The sequence below is a fragment of the Sphingobium wenxiniae genome, from assembly GCF_007830065.1.
In the GTDB taxonomy this organism is placed as follows: domain Bacteria; phylum Pseudomonadota; class Alphaproteobacteria; order Sphingomonadales; family Sphingomonadaceae; genus Sphingobium; species Sphingobium wenxiniae.
This window is the reverse complement of record NZ_VLKK01000002.1, coordinates 332802-354030: the sequence shown is the minus strand read 5'-3', so window position 1 is coordinate 354030 and position 21229 is coordinate 332802. Positions and strand designations below refer to the sequence as shown.

The 21229-nt window shown below is 65.2% G+C and carries 21 protein-coding genes and 1 tRNA gene; 14 read left to right on the top strand and 8 right to left on the bottom strand.

The annotated features are described in order from the left end of the window. Positions 1-126 precede the first annotated feature (126 nt). Positions 127-783, top strand: a complete 657-nt coding sequence (locus IQ35_RS04115; protein ID WP_236614782.1) for a M23 family metallopeptidase — start codon at positions 127-129, stop codon at positions 781-783. Between the two features lie 142 nt (positions 784-925). On the opposite strand, the gene IQ35_RS04110 is transcribed toward IQ35_RS04115, so the two are convergent. The 5 genes from IQ35_RS04110 to IQ35_RS04090 form a co-directional block, all read right to left on the bottom strand. Then, positions 926-1918 carry a nucleotidyltransferase domain-containing protein gene (locus IQ35_RS04110; RefSeq protein WP_145072041.1) on the bottom strand — a complete coding sequence of 331 codons (993 nt, stop codon included), beginning with the start codon at positions 1916-1918 and terminating at the stop codon, positions 926-928. Further along, positions 1915-2778, bottom strand: a complete 864-nt coding sequence (locus tag IQ35_RS04105) for an HprK-related kinase A (RefSeq protein ID WP_021245702.1) — start codon at positions 2776-2778, stop codon at positions 1915-1917. Before IQ35_RS04105 ends, IQ35_RS04110 begins: the two co-directional genes overlap by 4 nt. Continuing rightward, a complete protein-coding gene (locus IQ35_RS04100) occupies positions 2775-3065 on the bottom strand; it encodes an HPr-rel-A system PqqD family peptide chaperone (RefSeq protein ID WP_145072040.1) in 291 nt (96 codons plus the stop codon). The genes IQ35_RS04105 and IQ35_RS04100 overlap by 4 nt, the downstream gene beginning before the upstream one ends. Positions 3066-3128: 63 nt before the next feature. Next, positions 3129-4307, bottom strand: coding sequence for a glycosyltransferase (locus tag IQ35_RS04095; protein ID WP_021245704.1), 1179 nt, complete (start codon positions 4305-4307; stop codon positions 3129-3131). A gap of 70 nt (positions 4308-4377) precedes the next feature. After that, positions 4378-4818, bottom strand: a complete 441-nt coding sequence (locus IQ35_RS04090; protein ID WP_031291543.1) for a hypothetical protein — start codon at positions 4816-4818, stop codon at positions 4378-4380. A gap of 98 nt (positions 4819-4916) precedes the next feature. On the opposite strand from IQ35_RS04090, the gene IQ35_RS04085 reads away from it, so the two are divergent. From IQ35_RS04085 to phoB, 7 genes are all read left to right on the top strand, one after another. Continuing rightward, complete coding sequence (locus IQ35_RS04085) at positions 4917-6179, top strand: ATP-binding protein (RefSeq protein ID WP_145072039.1); 1263 nt, start codon at positions 4917-4919, stop codon at positions 6177-6179. Between the two features lie 139 nt (positions 6180-6318). Further along, a complete protein-coding gene (locus IQ35_RS04080) occupies positions 6319-7374 on the top strand; it encodes a substrate-binding domain-containing protein (RefSeq protein ID WP_145072038.1) in 1056 nt (351 codons plus the stop codon). Positions 7375-7383: 9 nt separating this feature from the next. Further along, positions 7384-8778, top strand: coding sequence for a phosphate ABC transporter permease subunit PstC (gene pstC, locus IQ35_RS04075; protein WP_021245708.1), 1395 nt, complete (start codon positions 7384-7386; stop codon positions 8776-8778). Beyond that, positions 8775-10019, top strand: coding sequence for a phosphate ABC transporter permease PstA (gene pstA, locus IQ35_RS04070; protein ID WP_062063876.1), 1245 nt, complete (start codon positions 8775-8777; stop codon positions 10017-10019). Before pstC ends, pstA begins: the two co-directional genes overlap by 4 nt. 5 nt (positions 10020-10024) lie before the next feature. Next, a complete protein-coding gene (gene pstB / locus IQ35_RS04065; protein ID WP_373886186.1) occupies positions 10025-10813 on the top strand; it encodes a phosphate ABC transporter ATP-binding protein PstB in 789 nt (262 codons plus the stop codon). Between the two features lie 35 nt (positions 10814-10848). Beyond that, positions 10849-11544: a phosphate signaling complex protein PhoU gene (gene phoU, locus IQ35_RS04060; protein WP_145072036.1), complete on the top strand. Its 696-nt coding sequence runs from the start codon at positions 10849-10851 to the stop codon at positions 11542-11544. A gap of 2 nt (positions 11545-11546) precedes the next feature. Next, positions 11547-12248, top strand: coding sequence for a phosphate regulon transcriptional regulator PhoB (phoB, locus tag IQ35_RS04055; RefSeq protein ID WP_031291547.1), 702 nt, complete (start codon positions 11547-11549; stop codon positions 12246-12248). Between the two features lie 118 nt (positions 12249-12366). On the opposite strand, the gene def is transcribed toward phoB, so the two are convergent. After that, the gene (gene def, locus IQ35_RS04050; protein WP_021245713.1) at positions 12367-12900 is read right to left on the bottom strand and encodes a peptide deformylase; all 534 of its coding nucleotides are present in this window, start codon (positions 12898-12900) and stop codon (positions 12367-12369) included. Between the two features lie 31 nt (positions 12901-12931). Then, entirely contained in the window at positions 12932-13528 is a 597-nt protein-coding gene (recR, locus tag IQ35_RS04045) for a recombination mediator RecR (RefSeq protein ID WP_062063866.1), read from the bottom strand. A gap of 187 nt (positions 13529-13715) precedes the next feature. Between recR and fmt the strand changes: the two genes are divergently transcribed. Both fmt and truA read left to right on the top strand, forming a co-directional pair. After that, positions 13716-14624: a methionyl-tRNA formyltransferase gene (gene fmt, locus IQ35_RS04040; protein WP_145072035.1), complete on the top strand. Its 909-nt coding sequence runs from the start codon at positions 13716-13718 to the stop codon at positions 14622-14624. Between the two features lie 25 nt (positions 14625-14649). Then, positions 14650-15390 (top strand): tRNA pseudouridine(38-40) synthase TruA, encoded by a 741-nt coding sequence (gene truA, locus IQ35_RS04035; protein WP_145072034.1) that lies wholly within the window; start codon positions 14650-14652, stop codon positions 15388-15390. On the opposite strand, the gene IQ35_RS04030 is transcribed toward truA, so the two are convergent. Then, entirely contained in the window at positions 15387-16106 is a 720-nt protein-coding gene (locus IQ35_RS04030) for a queuosine precursor transporter (RefSeq protein WP_031291549.1), read from the bottom strand. The two genes, truA and IQ35_RS04030, sit on opposite strands and share 4 nt — an antisense overlap. Positions 16107-16192: 86 nt before the next feature. Here IQ35_RS04030 and IQ35_RS04025 point away from each other — a divergent pair. The 4 genes from IQ35_RS04025 (at position 16193) to IQ35_RS04010 (ending at position 21194) form a co-directional block, all read left to right on the top strand. Beyond that, positions 16193-16269: transfer RNA gene (locus tag IQ35_RS04025), tRNA-Arg, on the top strand. Positions 16270-16463: 194 nt separating this feature from the next. Continuing rightward, positions 16464-17693: a TetR/AcrR family transcriptional regulator gene (locus IQ35_RS04020; protein ID WP_145072033.1), complete on the top strand. Its 1230-nt coding sequence runs from the start codon at positions 16464-16466 to the stop codon at positions 17691-17693. Between the two features lie 184 nt (positions 17694-17877). After that, positions 17878-20058 carry a TonB-dependent receptor gene (locus IQ35_RS04015; RefSeq protein WP_242003282.1) on the top strand — a complete coding sequence of 727 codons (2181 nt, stop codon included), beginning with the start codon at positions 17878-17880 and terminating at the stop codon, positions 20056-20058. Beyond that, a complete protein-coding gene (locus IQ35_RS04010) occupies positions 20058-21194 on the top strand; it encodes a tyrosine-protein phosphatase (RefSeq protein WP_145072031.1) in 1137 nt (378 codons plus the stop codon). Before IQ35_RS04015 ends, IQ35_RS04010 begins: the two co-directional genes overlap by 1 nt. Positions 21195-21229 lie beyond the last annotated feature (35 nt).

Below are 21229 nucleotides of genomic sequence, written 5' to 3'. Positions count from 1 at the left end.
GAAGTCAAACGGAGAGGGCCGAGAGGCAATAAGCCTCCGGGAAAAGTCGGGGTCGGCATGTCAATTCGTTCGATAAATGATCGTGGTGCGCGTTTGTTCCATTCTGCCGTGAAAGCAGTGAAATTCATGGGCGGCGTGGGCATCGCGGGCGCATTGTGTGCGGCGGCTCCGGCCCATGCTTCGGACGACGACGATCCCTATGGCGACGCATCCGAAATCAACATGAGCGCCCTTGGGCCGTCGGATGTCGGTTTCTCCAACCTTTTCTCCAGCCTCCAGCGCATGGATGGCAACGCCAAGTCGACCGCTTATATCCCTTCCGGCCGTCCCGTTCAGAAACTGTCGCTGACATCCAATTTCGGCGTGCGTTCCGATCCGTTCAACGGCGGCGCGCGAATGCACAAGGGCGTGGATATCCCCGGTCCCGTCGGCACCCCGATCTACGCCACCGCCGACGGCATCGTGAACCGTTCCGGCTGGGCCAGCGGCTATGGCAACCTCGTCCAGATTTCGCACGGTCACGGCATGGAAACGCGCTATGGCCATATGTCGAAGGTGCTGGTGGCCGCGAACAGCTATGTGCGGCGCGGCCAGGTCATCGGCCTGATGGGTTCGACCGGCCGTTCGACCGGCAGCCACCTCCATTATGAGGTCCGCGTCGACGGACAGGCCATCAACCCGATCCCCTTCGTCGCCGGTCCCGACTATCTGATCGCGATGAACACCCGGCCGCCGGTCGCCATGGGCGGCCCCACCAAGGCCGAGGAAAGAGCGGCGGACTGATCAGGGTTCCTGCGGCTGGTTTCGGCCATAACAGACCTTCAACCTCCGTCATGCCAGCGAAAGCTGGGATCTCGTTAGGTTTGGTTGTGCCCTAGGAAGAGAGATGGGAGATGACCGCTCCCCACCCCCATAACCGCCTCGCCTAAGCCGGCCGATACCCCTTGCGCCATTTGGTCAGGAGGTGCCGCGCCAGCATCAACGGGGGCATCCGCAGCCAGTGGGAGCGGAGATAGAAGGCGAATCGCAGCCCCTTGCGCGTCTCCCTTCCCCAGCCGTCGCGAGCCAAAAGGCGGGCAATGACGATGCGGTCCCACAATGTCAGCCGCGTCCGCCCCTCGCCGTAAAGCGCATCAGCCAGACGCCTTGCCTGCCGCACATGGGGCAAGAGACCATGCCGCTCTGCGCGCGTCTCCAATGCCGCCGGGTCAGCCTCCCCCAGCAGGCAATATATGTCCCACAGGTTCCGCAAGCCGCCCGCCAGATCGCCGTCAGCCAGCATGTGCGCCACCGCATGGCAGACCCGGTCCTCCGACGACAGGATGTATAAGCCATCGGATACGGGAACGGCGTCGGCGATCATGGCCTCGGCATCGGGCGTCTGCCTCGCCGTCAAGGGCAGGACGGTGTGATGCACGTCGATCATCCGGTCCCGATCCCGATGGATCAACGGGGGCAACTCATGCATCCACTGCCGGTAATAGGCGTCGTCATAGGGATCGGACTTCACCCACTCCCATCCCGCCGCGATCAGATGCTTCTCCACCGCATCCATGGAATCGCGCGGCACGAGAATATCGAGATCGCCGATGAAGCGCCCCGCCCCCGCTTTCAGCCCCGCCGCGGCATAGGCCGTGCCCTTGAGCAGCACGACCCGCAAGCCCAGCGGAGCTAGCGCCGCCGCCGCGCGATCCGCTTCCCAAAGAGCCTGCCGCGCCTCCCGCTCCGCATCCAGCCGCGCGTCTGCCAGAACGGCGCGCACCTCGCCAGGCACCGCCCCGTCGCCGATCCGCAAGGCCAGCGTGCCGATCAACCGTTCCGCCCGCGCCATGGCGATGAGCACGTTCCATTGCTCCGGCGAGAAGGCGGCGGCGCTCTCCGGCCTCCGCAAGGCGCGCACGAGCGGCAGGGCGCTCATGCCCTCTCCTCCCACAGCCGCTCGACCATGGCGATGGCCTCGTCGCCGGATGGGAAGTCCATCGCCATAGCGGGCACTTCGTCCACGAACCGGCCCAGCGCGGCAAAGGCCGCTTCCCCCAGTGCCACATAATTGGTCGACGCCTGCGTCAGGCGCATGAATGTCTCGCCCTGTCCCATCGGCCGGATCGCGGAGGCATGACCGAAGCGCGGGAACAGCAGCAGCGCGGGCGGCGCGCCTTCATCCATCCGCGCCACCGCATCGGCGCGGGGACGCATGTGCCGAATATCGCCCTTGGCCGTGCCTTCAAGCAGCGGTCCCATGCGCGCGGCGGGCACGTCCGCCGCGATCACGTCTATCGCCCGGTTCTTGAGCGAGACGAGGCGAGGAAAGGGCAGCACGGCTCCCGCCGCCAGATCGATCAGCGCGAACTCGTCCCCCATCAGCCGCCAGCCGCGTTCGCCCAATTGCGCGGCGAGGGTGGATTTCCCCGACCCCGACTCGCCGCTCATGAGGAGGACGCGCCCGTCTTTCTCCACGCTCGATGCGTGCAGCAGCAGGTGCCGCCGCCAGCCCAGCGCCATTTGCAGGTTCATTCCCATTTCCGCCGCCAGCAGGCTATGGGCAAGGCTCATCGGCGCGGCGTCCGCAAGGCCATGGTCCCCGGTGATGAAGATGGACGGCCGCAGCCAGCGGCGCAGCAGGCCGGCAGGCTCCAGCCGGACGGTGAAATCGGCCAGGCCGCCCGAAGGCGCGGGATAGTCCGCATAGAGGCGCCTCAACTCCCCTATCGGTCCCGACCATGCCGATCCGATACGGAACGTCGCCGGACCGATGCGAAGGGTGACGCGATGCTTCATGCGACGGCGCGGATCAGGCCCAGCGCGGCCATATCGGCCAGATGCGCCGCGATCTTCGGCAAGGCGGTCTCCTGCGGGCCAAGATCAAATCGCCGGGAGAGGCGCTGGAGCAGATCGCCCACGGAAACCGGGCTGTCATCCTCCATCGCCTCCAGGATTTCCGGCACGGGACTGATGACTATGTGGGTCTGGCCCGAGGGGCGATGATAGAGCAGCCCTATGTCGCCAAGCGTTCGAGACAGGATGTTCCCTTCCCTCTCCCGACAATAGCGTTGATCGACTGTCACGGCTCTGCCCCCGATGATTGCCGCCCCGCCATAGCGCAAAGGGGTAAGCAGGTGCCTAACGCATCAGGGGCGGATGAGCGAGCTTTCCCTGAACCGGTGCGGCCTGTTTCCGGCCAGGCTGCGGCAAGCGCCGGCATATCCGTCCAGCGCATCGGCCAGACGATAGGGCGCGGTGGCGGATGCAAGTTGCGGGAGCGGCGCGGGATGGCCCAATGCCCATTCGACGGCCCGCGCGAAAGCGGCGTCATCGCCGACGGGCACAGGATCATGCTGCCCCGCGGCCTGGAGGAGGGGACGGATGTTGGGCGTGCTGTCGGTCGCCACCACGCCGGCGCCGCAGCCCAGCGCTTCGATGACGGTCCCCGCCAACCCCTCCCAGCGGGACGGCTGGAGCAGCAGGTCGGCCTGTCCCATCAGTGCGGCGACATGCTGCGGATCGGCGATGAAACCCGGAAAGGCGACCCTGTCGCTTATGCCCAGCGCTCCGCAAAGCTGGATCAGTTCATCGCGCAACGGACCATCGCCCGCGATTTGCAAGCGCCAGTCCAGGTGCGGCAGGCGAGCCACCGCACGTAACGCCGTCGCATGATCCTTCTGCACGGCAAGACGGCCAACCATCAGCAGGCGGCAAGGATCGCCCGGCTGGCGAGGCTTTCGCGCCGCGAACGCAGCGTCCATCGCGGGCGTCACGCTGGGACGCGGCAACAGGCGGACATCGGTCGCTGCCAACGGCCCCGCCGCGGTCAGCAGGCGGCGGTCCGCCTCGCCCATCACGATAGTCATCGCGCTGGCGCGCGCTATGGCGCGGAAGCGGCGCAGGCGGAAATGAGCGGCCAGCCTCTTTTGACCGGGACGGATCAAGGGATTGGAAATGCGTCCCACCGCGCGCGTGCCGGTTCCCAGCGCCGCCAGGGCCACCAGCATGTTGCTCTGATTCCCGGCGGAATAGAGGACATCGGGGCCATGCCGCCGTACCATGACCGCCAAACCGGGAAATTGCGCGATCATGGCCAAGCGCCGCTCCAGAGGCGGCGAAGGCACGCGGCGCACCGTGACGGCGGGGTCGATCAGCCTCGCGACCGGCCCTTCCGTTCGCGCCATCCACAATTCGGCCCGCACGCCGCGCTGAACGAGATGATTGGCGAACAGAATCGCGACCCGATCCAACCCGCCGTCGCTAGGCTCATAGAGATAGATCGCGATGAAAAGGGACGCCGCCATCGGCGGATGGGCATGAAACATGAAAGCCTCTCAACGATGCGCCGCAATATGGCGACGTCAACGCGCGGAAGCTCCATCCGCTCCCTTTCAATCAGCGCGGCATCTGGAGCGAGGCGTAGCAGGTAAAACCGCTGGTGCCCGATTGCAGGCGGCGGATATAGTTCAGATAAGCCTGATTCTGCTCATAGCCGGCGCCGGGCAGCGGCCGTCCCCGCAACGCCTGCTTCACCTGTTCCCCGGTATAGCTGCGCCCGGCCGCCGGAAAGGCACCGGGCGTTCCGGCAGGCACGACCTGCCCGTTGGGCGCGATATAATTGCCCGCCCGCGCCTGATCCGGCACGGGAATGGTGCAATTGAGCACGGAGGCCGCCGTGTTGGCGAGCGCCGGACGAATCGACACGATGGCGGACGCCGCGACCGCGCCGCCCATCAGCAACTGCCGCCGGGACGACACCGGCTCGTGCGCGGCGTCTTCCCGCTCCTGCGGGAGGCGCTGCTGGGGATCGTCCTGTCCGGTCATGGGCTCGCTCATTTCGTCATGATCCGCTATCGCGCTTGCCAAAGCGTAAATTCTACGCGCTATGCCCTTAGCCATCGCAGCAAATGCGGGAAGAATCCAGCGCGGTAACCATGAATCGACTGAGCATATCGCAGATCACGGCTTCCATCGCCATGCTGTTGCTCGGCACGGGCGGCGCGCTTTTGCTGGGCGCATCGCCGCTGGCCATCGCGCTGCCTGTGCTGGCGGGCTTGCTCGTCCTGCTGATCTGCACCCGGGGCGGCGAACATGACGTCTCCGAACAAAGCGCGGAGCGCGTGCCGCAATCGCCCAGGCTGATCAACCATCCCGGCTTTGCCGACCTGCTGGAGGGCATAGCCGATCCGCTTCTGCTGATCGGGAAAGGGCGCATATTGCGCGCCAATCGCGCCGCGCGGCTGCTGCTGGGCGCGCATATCGAGGGAGAGGACGCCCGCATCGCCATCCGCCATCCCGCAGCCGCCGAAAGGCTGACGGACATGGCGGCGATGACCGAAGCGGACATGGTGGAGCTGGTGGGCCTCGGCACGCGGGAACAGCGCTGGCAGATGCGGATCGCGCCTTTTGGCGCAGCGGAGGATATGGGACGGCTGGTCCATCTGGTCGATCATAGCGGCGCCCATGCGGCGGAGCGGATGCGGGTCGATTTCGTCGCCAATGCCAGCCACGAATTGCGGACTCCGCTGGCCGGGATATTGGGCTTCATCGAAACGCTGGCCGACCCGGAACTGGGCAAGGACACCGAAACACGCCAGCGTTTCCTGAAGATCATGGACGGCGAGGCGCGGCGGATGCAGCGCCTGATCGACGACCTTATCTCCCTGTCGCGGATCGAAGCCGACAAATATCGCGCGCCCGACAGCGCGGTCGATCTCTCTGGCCTGGTGGCGGAAGTCGCGGGCGTGTTCCGCACCAGCCATGGCGAGCGCGGGGCGGAGGTGGAAATCAGTATCGACGCCGGTCTGCCGCCCGTCCGGGGCGATCGCGCGCAGCTTTCCCAGTTACTGCACAATCTGATCGGCAATTCCGCCAAATATGGCCGGCCCGGCACGCCGATCCGCGTGACCCTGACGGAAGGACCGAGCGGCATGACGCGCCTCATCGTGGCGGACGAGGGCGAAGGGATCGCGCCCGATCATCTGCCGCGCCTGACGGAGCGTTTCTATCGCGTGGATTCGGGCCGAAGCCGGGCCATGGGCGGCACCGGGCTGGGCCTGGCCATCGTCAAGCATATCGTGGAGCGCCATCGCGGGCGGATGGACATCGCCAGCATCGTGGGAGAGGGCACGACGATTTCCGTGCTGCTGCCGAAGATGCCTGCGGGCGAAATCAAGAGTGAGATGAAGAAAGGATAGCGTTTTTCCGGCTTTCCTATCCTATTGTCATGAAACTGAAACCTGAGTGTCACAAAGGCGCGATGAACCGCAGCTAGGCGCAGACCCATCGGGGGGCGGCGACCAGCGAATCGCGGCCTTTGCAATGATGGAGGTTTCCGTGAAGCATTTCGCTCTCTTTGCCGCGACGGCCGTGGCCGCGCTTACCCTTGCCGGCTGCGGCGATCAGGGCGGCGGCGGCGCGGGCGGAACCCGCGACCAGATCCGCGCGGTCGGTTCCTCCACTGTCTATCCCTTCGCCACGGCGGTCGCCGAACTGTTCGTGCAGGGCAATCCGGGCATGAAGTCGCCGATCATCGAATCGACCGGCACGGGCGGCGGCATGAAGCTGTTCTGCGCGGGCGTAGGCGCGCAATATCCCGACATCGCCGATGCATCGCGCCGCATGAAGAAGGCCGAGTTCGAGATGTGCCAGCAAAATGGCGTCAAGGACATCGTGGAGATCCAGATCGGCGTCGATGGCCTCGCCTTCGCCGAATCGAGCAAGGGACCGGGTTTCAAGCTGACCCCCAGGATCGTCTATGAGGCGCTGGCCGCCAACCCCTATGGCAAGGGCCCGAACAAGGCGCAGAGCTGGAAGGATGTAGACCCCAGCCTGCCCGCCATTCCCATTTCCGTCTTCGGCCCGCCGTCGACCAGCGGCACGCGCGATTCGCTGGCCGAACTGATCCTGGAGAAGGGCTGCCAGAGCGATGAGGCGATGAAGGCGCTCAAGGAAAAGAATGAGGACGAATATAAGGCCACCTGCACCCGCATCCGCGAGGACGGCAAATATGTGGACTCGGGCGAAAACGACAATCTGATCGTGCAGAAGCTGGGCGCCAATCCCAACGCGCTGGGCATCTTCGGCTTCAGCTTCCTGGAAGAAAACAAGGATACGCTGAAGGACGTGCCGATCAACGGCGTCGAGGCGACCTATGAAATGGTGTCGACCGGCCAGTATCCGGGCGCGCGTCCGCTCTACATCTACGTCAAGAAGGCGCATATGCAGGCGGTTCCGGGGCTTCAGGCCTATCTGAACGCCTTCGCCGCCAATTGGGGGCCGGACGGCCCGCTGACCAAGCGCGGCATGGTCGCAGCGCCCGACGATGTGCGGAAGGCGAGCGCGGAAGCGGTGAAATCGCTGACCGTGCTGGATGGTTCGGTCCTGAAATAAGCGACAGCGATGACCGGACCTGCAATCTTCCTGCTGCTGGCTGGCCTTGGCGCGATCGCCTGGGTCAGCGCACGCGCGCGCGCGCTGCGGTTGCAAACCGTGGCGCGGACGTCGGGGCGGCGTGATGCCGTACATAGCCTGCCGGGCTATCATGGCTGGTATGTGGCGCTGTGGACACTGATCCCCGCCGCCATTTTCCTCGCCATATGGGCCAATGTGTCGCCCGGCCTGATCACCCAGACGGTGCTGAGCGACCCGGCGGCGCAGAGCCTGCCCGCCGATGCCTTCTCCCGATCCGCCATATTGGGCGAGGCGCGCAACATCGCGTCGGGCGCGCAGGCCGCCGCCTTCAACCCCGCCGCGCAGGCGCTGGTCGAACCCTATCGTTCGGCGATCAGCGAATATGGCGTCATCGGCGCGGTGCTGGCGCTGGTGCTCGCCTTTGCGGGCGGAGCCTATGCCTTCACCCGCGTCCGGCCGGATTTCCGGGCGCGCACGCGGGTCGAGCGGCTGGTGATGGCGTCGCTGCTGATCGCGTCGCTGCTGGCGATCGTGACCACGCTGGGCATCGTCGTGTCGCTGCTGTGGGAATCGATCCGCTTCTTTTCGATGGTGAACCCGGTCGACTTCCTGTTCGGGACCAAATGGTCGCCGCAATCGGCGGCGCTGGGTTATGGCAACAAGGATGCGTTCGGCGCGGTGCCGCTATTCTGGGGCACGATCTTCATCGGCGCGATCATCGCCATGGTGGTCGCCATCCCGCTGGGCCTGATGAGCGCCATCTACCTGACCCAATATGCGCGGCCGCAGGTCCGCAAATGGATGAAGCCCATCCTTGAGGTGCTGGCCGGCGTCCCGACCGTGGTTTACGGCTATTTCGCGGCGCTCACCATCGCGCCTGCGCTCCGCGACTTCGCGGTGAGCGTCGGCATTCATGGCGCGAGTTCGGAAAGCGCGCTGGCGGCGGGACTGGTGATGGGGGTGATGATCATCCCCTTCGTGTCGTCCATGGCGGACGACAGCATCGCCGCCGTGCCGCAGTCGATGCGCGACGGCAGCCTCGCCATGGGCGCGACCACCAGCGAGACGATCCGCAAGGTGCTGATCCCTGCGGCGCTCCCCGGCGTGGTCGGCGGCGTGCTGCTGGCCGTGAGCCGCGCCATCGGCGAAACGATGATCGTGGTGATGGCGGCGGGCCTTGCCGCGAACCTGACGCTCAATCCCTTTTCCAGCGTGACGACAGTGACGACGCAGATCGTCCAGCTTCTGACCGGCGACCAGGAGTTCGACAGCGCCAAGACGCTGGCGGCCTTCGCGCTGGGGCTGGTGCTGTTCATCGTCACCCTGCTGCTCAACATCGTGGCCCTGCGGGTCGTGAAGAAATATCGCGAGGCTTACGAATGAGTGCGACGCGCAACCCCACCGACTGGAAGTCGGACGTGATGCAGAAGCGGATCGCGCGGCGTTATGCGGCCGAACGGCGCTTCAAGCTCATGGGCCTGTTCGCGGTGATGCTCTCCGCCGCTTTCCTCGCCTTCCTGCTGTTCACCATGCTGGGCAACGGGCTGCGCGGCTTCACCCGGACGGAGATCGCGCTGCAAGTCGATTTCCCGGCCTCGCCGCTGCTGCTCGACCCCGCCAATATCACCGATCAGGGATTGGTCGGCGCGAACCTGCCCATGGTGACGAGCGAGGTCGCGAAGAAGGCGCTGGGGCCGGACGCCGACGCGCTGCTGTCGCCGACCGCCTGGACCAGCATCCGCGACGCGATCAAGGCCGACCCGAAGATTCTCAGCCGCACCGAAACCATCAGCGTGCCCGCCTCGACCGTGATCGACCTGGCCGCCAAGGGCAAGGGATCGCCGCAGGCCGAAGCCGCCGTCGCGCGGCTGAAGCAGCAGGGCGTGTTGTCGACCGGGTTCAACGCGAGCTTCCTGACAGGGAGCGACGGCACCGATCCGACGCAGGTCGGCATCTGGGGGGCGTTCAAGGGATCGTTGCTCACCATGCTGGTGACGCTGCTGCTGAGCTTTCCCGTGGGCGTGGCGACCGCGCTCTATCTGGAGGAATATGCGCGCAAGAGCTGGTGGACCGACATTATCGAAGTGTCGATCAACAATCTGGCGGCGGTGCCTTCGATCATCTTCGGCCTGCTGGGGCTGTCGATCTTCCTCAACTTTATGCATCTGCCGCGTTCGGCCGCGCTGGTGGGGGGCATGACGCTGGCGCTGATGACCATGCCGGTCATCGTCATCGCCGGGCGCAACGCGATCAAGTCCGTGCCGCCCAGCATCCGCGACGCGGCGCTCGGCATCGGTGCCAGCCCCGTGCAGGTGGTGTTCCAGCATGTGCTGCCGCTGGCGCTGCCCGGCATCCTCACCGGCACGATCATCGGCATGGCGCGCGCTTTGGGCGAAACCGCGCCGCTGCTGATGATCGGGATGCGCGCCTTCATCGCGACGCCGCCGGGCGGGATCACCGACCCCGCGACCGTGCTGCCGGTGCAGATATTCCTGTGGTCCGACGAAGTGTCGAAGGGCTTTGTCGAAAAAACGTCCGCCGCCATCATCGTGCTGCTGGTCTTCCTGCTCGCGATGAACGGCCTGGCCATCTACCTGCGTAACAAGTTTGAAAAACGGTGGTAAATATGATGCATGAACCGCAAACGCTGGCCCCCGCCACCGAAACCAAGATGACCGCGCGCGACGTCAAGGTGTTCTATGGCGACAAGCAGGCGATCAAGGGCGTGTCGATCGACGTCGACATGGACAATGTGACGGCCTTCATCGGCCCTTCAGGCTGCGGCAAGTCGACCTTCCTGCGGACGCTCAACCGCATGAACGACACGGTGGCGAGCGCCCGCGTCGAAGGCGCGATCACGCTGGACGGGGAGGATATCTATGCCCCTTCCATGGATGTGGTGCAGTTGCGCGCACGGGTGGGCATGGTGTTCCAGAAGCCCAATCCCTTTCCCAAGTCGATCTACGAGAATATCGCTTACGGGCCGCGCATCCACGGGCTGGCGGCGGGCAAGGCCGATCTGGACGTGATCGTCGAAAAGTCGCTGCGCCGCGCGGGGCTGTGGGACGAGGTGAAGGACCGGCTGCACGACAGCGGCACGGCGCTTTCGGGCGGGCAGCAGCAGCGGCTTTGCATCGGGCGGGCCATCGCGGTGGAACCCGAAGTGATCCTGATGGACGAACCCTGTTCCGCGCTCGATCCCATCGCGACGGCGAAGATCGAGGAACTGATCCACGAATTGCGGGGGCGCTACGCCATCGTGATCGTCACGCACAATATGCAGCAGGCGGCGCGCGTGTCGCAGCGGACGGCCTTTTTCCACCTGGGCGAGCTGGTGGAATATGGCGTGACGTCCGACATCTTCACCAATCCGCGGCAGGAACGGACCAAGGATTACATCACCGGGCGCTACGGCTGACTTTGGGGCCGACCGGCGCGGGAGAGAGACGAGACATGGCTGAACATACGATCAAGGCGTTCGACGAGGAAATCGACAAGCTGCGCGGCCTTATCGCCGAGATGGGCGGGCGCGCGGAGGCGGCGATAGAAAATGCGATGCTGGCGCTGCAACGGCATGACAAGAAACTGGCCGCGCAAGTGGTGGCCGACGACAAGCGCATCGACGCGCTGGAATCGGAGGTCGAGAAGCTGGTGATCCAGATCATCGCCCTGCGCGCCCCGATGGCGAACGACCTGCGCGACGTGATCGCCGCATTGCGGATCGTGAGCGTGGTGGAGCGGATCGGCGACTATGCCAAGAACATCGCCAAGCGCGTGCCCTCCATCGCCACCAACAGGCGGACGCTGGAGCCGATGTCGATGCTGCCGTCCATGGGGCAGGTGGCGGGCGAGATGGTGCATGATGCGCTCAACGCCTTCGCCGCGCGGGACGCGGACCTGGCCGTGGCGGTGATCGAGCGGGACACGGTGGTGGACGATTTCTACGACAGCGTATTCCGCTCGCTCGTTACCTACATGGTCGAAAACCCCAAGACGATCAGCGAATGCGCGCATTTGCTGTTCGTCGCCAAGAATATCGAGCGGATCGGCGACCATGCGACCAATGTGGCCGAGATGGTCTATTACGCCGCGACCGGCCAGACGGCGCCCGACCGCGAACGCGGCGGCAGCGGCCAGGCGGAGGATTGAGCGTGGCCCGTGCCAAGATGCTGCTGGTCGAGGATGACGCGGCGCTCGCGGAACTGCTCATCTGGCATTTCAAGCGGGAGGATTTCGAGGTCGCCCATACCGTCGACGGCGAGGAGGCGCTGCTGCTGGCGCAGGAGAACGCGCCGGACATCGTGCTGCTCGACTGGATGGTGGAAAGCCTGTCGGGGATCGAGGTGTGCCGCCGCCTGCGCCGCATGAACGGGACCGCGAACGTGCCGATCATCATGCTGACCGCGCGGGGCGAGGAAGAGGACCGCGTGCGCGGCCTGGAGACGGGCGCGGACGACTATGTGACCAAGCCCTTTTCGCCGCGCGAACTGGTGGCGCGCGTGGGCGCGGTGCTGCGGCGGGTGCGGCCCGCGCTGGCCGGCGAGACGCTGAGCTTCGCCGATGTCGAGATGGACACGGTGGGTCACAAGGTCCGGCGCGGCGGACAGGTGGTGCCGCTGGGGCCGACCGAGTTCCGCTTGTTGAAGCACTTTCTGGAGCATCCGGGCTGGGTCTTCTCGCGCGAGCGGCTGCTCGACAGCGTGTGGGGGCAGGACAGCGACATCGAGCTGCGGACGGTGGACGTGCATATCCGGCGGCTCCGCAAGGCGATCAACGCGGACGGCAAATATCAGGACATCATCCGGACGGTGCGCTCGGCGGGATATGCGCTGGATACGGATGGGGTTGCGTAGCGGCGCTATCCGATTTGGGTGGCGGGAAATGGTCGCGACCAGACCAGGCCCATTCCGCCAAAACAGAAGCGCCCCAGCCTTTCAGCCGGGGCGCTTTTGTTTACGCGCTATGCTGAATTCAGGCCGCCGCCTTCCGCGCCTTGTCGAGTTTCTTCAGCAGCATGTCGCGCTTCAGGCGTGAGAGGTGGTCGATGAAGAGGACGCCCTGCAAATGGTCCATCTCATGCTGGAGGCAGGTGGCAAGGAGGCCTTCCAACTGTTCCTCATGGATGCGGCCGTCGCGGTCCATCCAGCTTGCGCGGATGGTCGCGGGGCGCTCCACCTCGGCATATTGGTCGGGGACGGAGAGACAGCCTTCATTGTAGACCGACAGGTCGTCGGAGCCTTCGAGGATTTCGGGATTGATGAAGACCAGCGGCTTCTTGACCGACGGCGCGCCTTCTTCGTCGGACTCCGGTTCCTGGAGGTCGATCACCAGCACGCGCCTGGGCACGCCGACCTGGATCGCGGCGAGGCCGATGCCGGGCGCGTCATACATCGTTTCGAACATGTCGTCGATCAGGCGCTGCAAATCGTCGTCGATCGCCTCAACGGGCGTCGAAATGGTACGCAGGCGCGGATCGGGCGCCTCAAGGATGGGAAGAATGGCCATGATCGCAAAATAAGCGGATCGGCGGTTTTTTTCAAGCGACCGGACGGCGGGCGCGCAACGCCTGCGCCAAAGTGCCTTCGTCCAGATAATCCAGCTCTCCGCCGACCGGCACGCCATGGGCCAACTGGGTAAGGCGGATGGGGAAACGCTCCAGCCTTTCGGCGAGATAATGGGCGGTCGTCTGCCCCTCCAGCGTGGCGTTCATGGCGAGGACGACTTCGTCTATGCCGCCCGCCTCCACGCGGGCGACCAGCGTGTCGATGCCGAGGTCTTCGGGCCGCACGCCCTCCAGCGCGGACAGGCGGCCGCCCAGCACATGGAAACGGCCGGGGAAAAGGCGGGACTTGTCGAGCGCCCACAGGTCCGGCACATCCTCCACCACGCAGAGCGCGCGGGCGTCGCGGCGCGGATCGGCGCAGATGCCGCAGGGATCGACCGTGTCGACATTGCCGCATATGCCGCAGGTGACGAGCCGTTCGTTCACGGCCTCCAATGCGCGCAAGAGCGGTTCGAGCGCGGTTTCGCGCTTCTTGAGCAGGTGCAGCACGGCCCGCCGCGCCGAACGGGGGCCAAGGCCCGGCAGGCGGGAAAGCGCCTGCGTCAGCGCGTCGATTTCTGGAGAAGCCATGGAACCGAGATAAGGGCTTGCAAGCTGAGGGTCAAAAGAGTTTGAGAGGCTTCCTCGGAAATGCGCCGGCAAGCGCATTTCGGATGCGGTGCCAGCCCGCTCCCCCACCCGGCCACCCAACGGCAGTATTCTATGGGTGGCCGGGTGGGGGAGCGGGCTGGTGCGGGAAACAAGCAAGAAGGCCGTTATGCGTATCGTCTATATGGGCACCCCCGATTTCGCCGTTCCGGCGCTCGACGCGCTGGCGCGGGCCGGGCATGAGATCGTCGCGGTCTATAGCCAGCCGCCGCGTCCGGCGGGCCGGGGCAAGGCGCTGCGCCCCTCCCCCGTGCACAGCCGCGCCGAGGCGATGGGGGTCGAGGTGCGAACACCGCTGACGCTGAAGGACGCGGCGGTGCAGGCCGATTTCGCGGCGCTCAAGGCCGATGCGGCGGTCGTGGCGGCCTATGGGCTGATCCTGCCCAGGGCGATATTGGATGCGCCGCGTTTCGGGTGCCTCAATATCCATGCCTCGCTGCTGCCGCGCTGGCGGGGCGCCGCGCCGATCCAGCGGGCGATCCTGTCGGGCGACAATCTGAGCGGCGTCACGATCATGGACATGGAAGCGGGGTTGGACACCGGTCCGATGCGCGCCAAGCATGTGACGCCGATCGAGGACAAGACGGCAGGCGAATTGACGCAGGAACTGGCGGAGGCGGGCGGCGCGTTGATGGTGGAGGTGCTCGATGACCTGTCGCTGCATCCGCCGGTGCCGCAGCCGGAAGAGGGCGTCACCTACGCCGCGAAGATCGACAAGGCGGAAGCGCGGATCGACTTTTCGCGGGACGCGCATCAGGTCGAGCGGCAAGTGCGCGCCTTCAACCCCTTTCCCGGCGCGTTCTTCGAATATCGCGGCGAGCGGTTCCGGGTGCTCGCGGCGCAGGTGGAGGAGCATGGCGGAGCGGCGGGCGAACTGCTCGACAACAGCCTGCTGATCGGGTGCGGGCATGGCGCGATCCGGCCCACGCTGATCCAGCGGGCGGGCAAGGGCGCGATGTCGGCGGGGGAATTGCTGCGCGGGTTCGACATGCCCGCGGGCAGCCGGGTCGATGGCTGAGCCCTACATGGCCGTTCGATAATCCATGACCCGCTTCGCTTTCACCGTGGAATTTGACGGGCGGCCCTTCATGGGCTGGCAGCGGCAGGCGCATGGGCCAAGCGTGCAGCAAGCCATGGAGGACGCGATCTTCGCTGTCACGGGCGAGCGCGCCGTGATCCATGCGGCGGGGCGGACCGATGCGGGGGTGCATGGGCTGGCGATGCGGTGCCATGCCGATGTCGAAAAGGACATGCCGCCCTTCCGGCTGATGGAGGCGGTCAATGCGCGGCTGCGGCCCCATCCCGTCGCCGTGCTGGCGTGCGAGGCGGTGCCGGATGACTGGCATGCGCGCTTTTCCTGCGTGGGGCGGTCCTATGTCTATCGCATCGTCAACCGGCGCGCGCCGCTGACATGGGAAAGCGGGCTGGCGTGGCGGGTGATCCAGCCGCTCGATGAAAAGGCGATGCAGGAAGCGGCGCAAGTCCTCGTCGGGCTGCATGACTTCACGACGTTCCGTTCGGCCCATTGCCAGTCGGCAAGTCCCGTCAAGACGCTCGACCGGCTGGACGTGGAGCGCGCGGGCGACCGGATCGCGATCCATGCGGCGGCGCGGTCCTTCCTGCATCATCAGGTGCGGTCGATGGTGGGCTGCCTCGCCATGGTGGGCATGGGACGGTGGAGCGCGGCGGATATGCAAAGGGCGCTGGAGGCGCGGGACCGGGCGGCGCTGGCGCTCAACGCGCCGCCGGACGGGCTGTATTTCGTGCGGGCGGATTATCCCTAAAGACGCGTGCGGAAGGGGGTGAAGTTCGTGCCCTCGTCATACACGTCCAGCCCTTCCCGGCGCTTCAGCGTGTTGACGGCGAGATAGGTGACGGGCGTCAGCACCGCTTCCCACGTCACCTTCATCGCCCAGTTCGTGACCATCACCGTCAGCACCTGCGCATTGGTCCAGTCGCCATAGAAGGCCAGCGGATAGAAAAGCAGGCTGTCCACACCCTGCCCCACGATCGTCGAGCCGATGGTGCGGGTCCAGAGATATTTACCCTTGGTGAGCAGCTTCATTTTCGCCAGCACAAAGCTGTTCGCCAGTTCCCCCGCCCAGAAGGCGGCGAGCGAGGCGAAGACGATGCGCCAGGTGCTGCCGAACACGGCTTCATAGGCCGCCTGGTCGGGCCAGCCCTCCGCCGGGGGGAGCGCCACCACGACCCAGCTCATCAGCGCCATGAACAGCATCGCGCCGAACCCCGCCCAGACGCAGCGCCGCGCGCGGGCGTAGCCATAGACTTCGGTCAGGACGTCGCCGATCACATAGCCCAGCGGGAAGAACAATATGCCCGCGCCGAAGGTGACGCCGCCCAGCGAGGACAGCTTGGCCGCGCCGATCAGGTTGGACAGCAGCAGGATCGCGACGAAAGCCGCCATGAAGAAATCGAAATAGCGCAGCGGGCGTGCACCCAGCGCCGTTGCATCGATTTTCCGGACTTCCACGTCGTTCATGCACGCTGCATATCGTGCGCGCGCGGGATTGCAAATGGCGCTGACGATTGCGCGCGCGCGCAAGCGCCGCTATCGAGCGCAGCGACGGCCCCGTAGCTCAGCTGGATAGAGCATTCGCCTTCTAAGCGAATGGTCGCAGGTTCGAATCCTGCCGGGGTCGCCACGCAAAGCAGGGCGTGCTTTTTCGGCCCGGGCGGGTGCATCGCCGACCCGGCCATGGCGAGAGGGCGGTCGAGATCGGAGATTGCCGGTCCATAACCGCATCCAGTTCATTGGAACGGACCCCGGAGGGCCACTCTACACGGCGGTAGAAATCCGCTCTAAGGCGACACATCCCTCACAAGTCTGGTCACGGAAATGGAAAACATGCAAGGCCCGCGTCATAGCGACGACAAGATGAACAGCTTGATGATGGCGGCGCGCTCCATCGTTGCGGAGAAAGGCCTGTCCGCCTTGAGCTTGCGCACGCTGGGGAAAGCCTCTGGATGGACGCTGGGCGATCTGACTTATCACTTCGGTAAAAAACAATATCTGCTTGACGCCTTCGCGGATCATGAAGCGAAAGAGCAGATTGAGGCAATAGGCGGTTTCGCCGCACTGGCAAAACTGATGACGCCGCTGGACAACCAGACCCTTGCGGCGCTGACGAACCTCTGCATCGATGATGCCGTTTCCAACAGAAGGGCATTGTCGCTCAGTTGGTTTGAGCTTCTGCTCGATCGCGAACATAGCGACGCGACGGCGGCCGCGATCGAATCGGTCCGCAAGGAGCAGACCGCAGCGTGGCAAGAGCTGCTGGAGCAAGGCGGGCATCCCCATGCCGGCTGGCTTGCACCCGCCATAGCGGCATTCGTTGCCGAAGAAACGCTGCACAGCCTTTCGCTGGGCGCCCTGCCGGAATATCGATTGCTGAGGAACGCCAACATCGCCCGCATGTTGGACGGCGTTTTCCCGGCCTCCCACGCTTTGGACTTCGCGCCCCTCATCGACCGTCTGCATTCCCAATTGCGGCGCGAGCCTTCCGACCATAGTGGACGGCGAGGGACGATTTCCCAGGCAATCGGAGATCTTGTCGCGACATCCGGCGTCGGCGCGATAAGCCATCGGGCGGTAGCGATGCGGGCCGATGTTCCTCCGTCCACGGTTGCGCACTATTTTCGGACGCGGGCGGATATTCTCCACGCCGGGATCGAATGGCTCTATGCCGCTTTGCAGGACGGACTGCAGCAGGACATGCCGCGCGGTCCCCGCGACAGCATGGGTATCCGGAAAATTCTCGATCCGGCCCCGGGCGCCGTCGTTCGAACCCTTTCACGCGTGGGACATCAGATCAGTCTTGCGGCGGCGCGCGACCCGGCCCTCGCCCCCTTCGCGGCAATGGCGCGCAGCCGCCGCGGCCGACATGCCAGAATTGTGTTTCCGGCCGCCGCCGCAACAGGAAACATGGATATCGGAGCCGCACAGGTGTTATCTCTGGTGGCATCCGGCGCACATATAACAAGCGGGATATGGGATAAAACCATGATCCGTTCCGTTGCGGAAATACTTGAAAACCTTATTAAATACTACAGAACATCACATGAATGATTAAATTCATGACGCATTGAACGAATCCAGCGCGCCATGTACTCCCTTGAGTAAGCCGTACACTTGTTATGTAGGCAGAGGCGGCTCAGGACATGAAATGGGGGAGGGCGCCATGCATCTCGTGCAAATTCTTGCAAGAACGAATTTTCGGACGGCTCTGGCCGCGGGCGTATCGTTGTTGGCCATGCCATTGGCCGAAGTCCGGGCGCAGGACGCGGCCGAACAGCATAGCGGACTGGAAGAGATCATCGTGACCGCGCAGAAGCGCGCGGAAAATATCCAGGACACGCCGATCTCCATGTCGGTGCTGGGCGAGTCGGCGCTGGAACAGCAGGGCATCACCGGGCTTCGCGATCTGATGGGCGGCGCTATTCCGTCCTTGCGCATCGCGCCATTTTCGGGCCGGCCATCCGCCCTCAACATCGCCATGCGCGGCATCAGCTCCGGCGACGCTACCCAGATCAGCCGTGACGGCGCCATCGCGCTCTATGTGGACGGCGTATATCTCGCCCGCGTCCAGGGGCTGGGCACCGAACTGTTCGATCTGGAGCGGATCGAGGTCTTGCGCGGTCCCCAGGGCACGCTGTTCGGCCGCAACGCCGTGGGCGGCGCACTGAACATCATATCGAAGCGCCCGAGCGGCGAGTTCGGGGTCGACGCCAAGGTGGGCCTGGCCAATTATGACGGACGCACTGCGGAGGCGCATGTCAATCTGCCCGAATTCGCCGGCATCCGCATCAAGCTGGACGGCATGGTGTCGCGGCGCGACGGGCTGGTGGACAATCCGCTGCGCGGGGCATGGGATTGGGGCGCCTATCGCCGGGAGGGTTTTCGCGCCCAGGCGCTCTGGCAGCCGACCGACGCCATCGAACTGCTCTATTCGTTCGATGTCTCCCGGGATCGCTCCAGCCCCAATTATATGCAGATCGAAGGCACCATAGCAGGAGGCGCCCCGATCGCCCTTCCGCCCATCTTTTCCCTTGAACCCGATCGTGTCCGCCGGGCGCGGATCGGCGTGCCGCTGGAGCCGAGCGTCGCGAAGGTTTCAGGGCATAGCCTCAACGCGAGCTGGGAGCTTTCCGACGCGCTGACCCTGCGGTCGATCACCGCCTATCGCAAATTGTCCCAAACCCAGGAGGACAATGACATAGGGCATCAGACCGGATATCGCCCGAACGGCAATTTCGCCCGCAGCAGCGCCGCGCGGGTCGACCAGGATCAGTTCAGCCAGGAACTGCAACTGATCGGCACGACGGATCACCTCAACTATGTGCTCGGCGCCTATTTGTTCAACGAGGACGCCAGCGACTGGGCCTATGCCTCCTTCGTCTATCGCTGGAACGACGATGGAACGGCCTATACGGTGAACAATCCGCCGTCGGGCGGCGTCTGGCCCGATCGGGCGTCGGATAACCACGCACGATCACGCGCCCTGTTCGGGCAGGCGACCTGGACGCCGGCCATTCTGGACGAACGCCTTCACTTGACAGGGGGCCTGCGTTACACCCACGACAAGAAACATGGCCGCATCCCGTTGCTGCGCGGGGCGCCGGCGGCGCTGACCTATCAATTCACCTCGTCGCGATTGGACCCGATGGCCACGATCGCTTTCGACTTCAGCCGCGACGTGAACGCCTATGCCAAATATAGCATCGGCTATCGGGCCGGCGGCGCCAATGGACGGTCGGCCACATACCGTCCCTTTGCGGAAGAAGAAGTGCGCAGCTGGGAGGTCGGCCTGAAATCGGAATTCTGGGATCGGCGCGCGCGGTTGAACATCGCGGCCTATTCGATGGATTATCGCGACATGCAGATCGATTTCTCCAATCCGGCCAATCCATCCGCGGTCGAAACGTTGAACACGAATGCGACGGCGAAGATCAAGGGTATCGAGGTCGACCTGACCCTGGCGCCCCTCCAGGGATTCACGCTGACCGGCAGCTATTCCTTCACCGACGCCAAGATCCCGCCGCTCGTCAACCCGTTCAGCGGCGTCCTGGCGAACCTGCGTCCCGCATTCACGCCGCGCAATGCCGCCAGTCTTTCGGCGGACTATGCCGTGCCCGTCGGCGACATGACCTTGAAACTGCATGCCGATTTCAACTATTCCGGCACTTTCCCGACAAGCGCGAGCTCGCCGGTCCTGGCCGACAGTTATCTGCTGACCAATGCGCGCATCACCCTGGCGGACATCGCGCTGGGCGGCGCGCCCAAGCTTTCCCTGTCGCTTTGGGGCAAAAACCTGTTCAATGAGGATTTCCAGACCTTCCGATTCAACTTTGGAGGCAGCGGGTTGACCAATGACCGGGTGGCGGCCCTGAACGACCCGCGGACTTATGGCGTCGAGCTGAGCACGCGGTTCTGATGGCGATGCGGTTCAAATCCTCTCTCGCGGCCGGCCTCTCCGTCGCCCTGGTGCTGGCCGGCTGCGCCGGTCAGCCGGTCGAGCGGCCGGTCAGCACCGCCGCGGCCGTCAACCAAGCCGTCATCCCCTTCGTCGAGGCGCAGGCGCACGCCGAGGAAGGGGGCGGGTATCGCCTCCGCTGGTCAGCCCCGGCGGCGGCCGGCGCCGTCACCGTGCTGGCGGGCCTGCAAGCCGACGGGCGGGATGGCCGGATCGTGGCGCATGGCGGATCGGCCGGGGATATCCGGATCGCCTCGCCGGGCAGCGGGCAGCGCTGGTATTTCACGCTCAAGCCGGAAGCCGGCGCGCCGCTGACGATTGCCGACCGCGGCCTGGGCCTTGTCACGGCGCCCAACTTCCGCGACGCGGGTGGGTACAGGACGACAGATGGCCGCTGGGTACGCATGGGGGCCATCTATCGGTCCGACCAGATGGACCGGATCAGCACGGAAGATATGGCGACGATCACCGCCCTGGGCCTTGACCTCGTCATCGATCTTCGCACGGAAAAGGAGCGGACCCGCGAGCCGGACCGCCTGCCGCCCGGCGCCGCCCCCCTGGTGCTGGACGTCATGCAATCGACCGGCGAGAAGGGCGGCGATATCGACCGCGCCATGGAGGCCATCGCCTCGGGACGGGGCGCGGAGTTCCTGATCGAACTGAATCGGGATTTCGTCGTCACCGATAGCGCCCGGAAAGCCTATCACGCCCTGGTGGCGCGCGTGTCGGCCGCGCCATTGCGGTTCGTCTATCATTGCACCGCCGGCAAGGACCGCACGGGATGGGCGACCGCCGTGTTGTTGACGGCGTTAGGGGTGCCCCGCGAGACGGTCTTTGCCGACTATCTGGCGAGCAATAGCTACCTCGCCGACAAGAACGCCGCCAGCTATGCAAAATTGGCCCCGCTTACCCGCGAGCAGCTTGAACCCATATTGACCGTACGGCGGGAATATCTGGAAGCGGCCTTCACCGCCGTCGACCGCCGATATGGGTCGTTCGACGCCTATCTTCGCGATGGCCTCGGCCTCGACAGCGCCGCGCTTCAGGCGATGCGGGACCGCTATCTCGTCGGCGCAAGCGCAGGGCCGGCGGAATAGCTGTATTCACGTTAAACACGATCCCGGCCCATCGG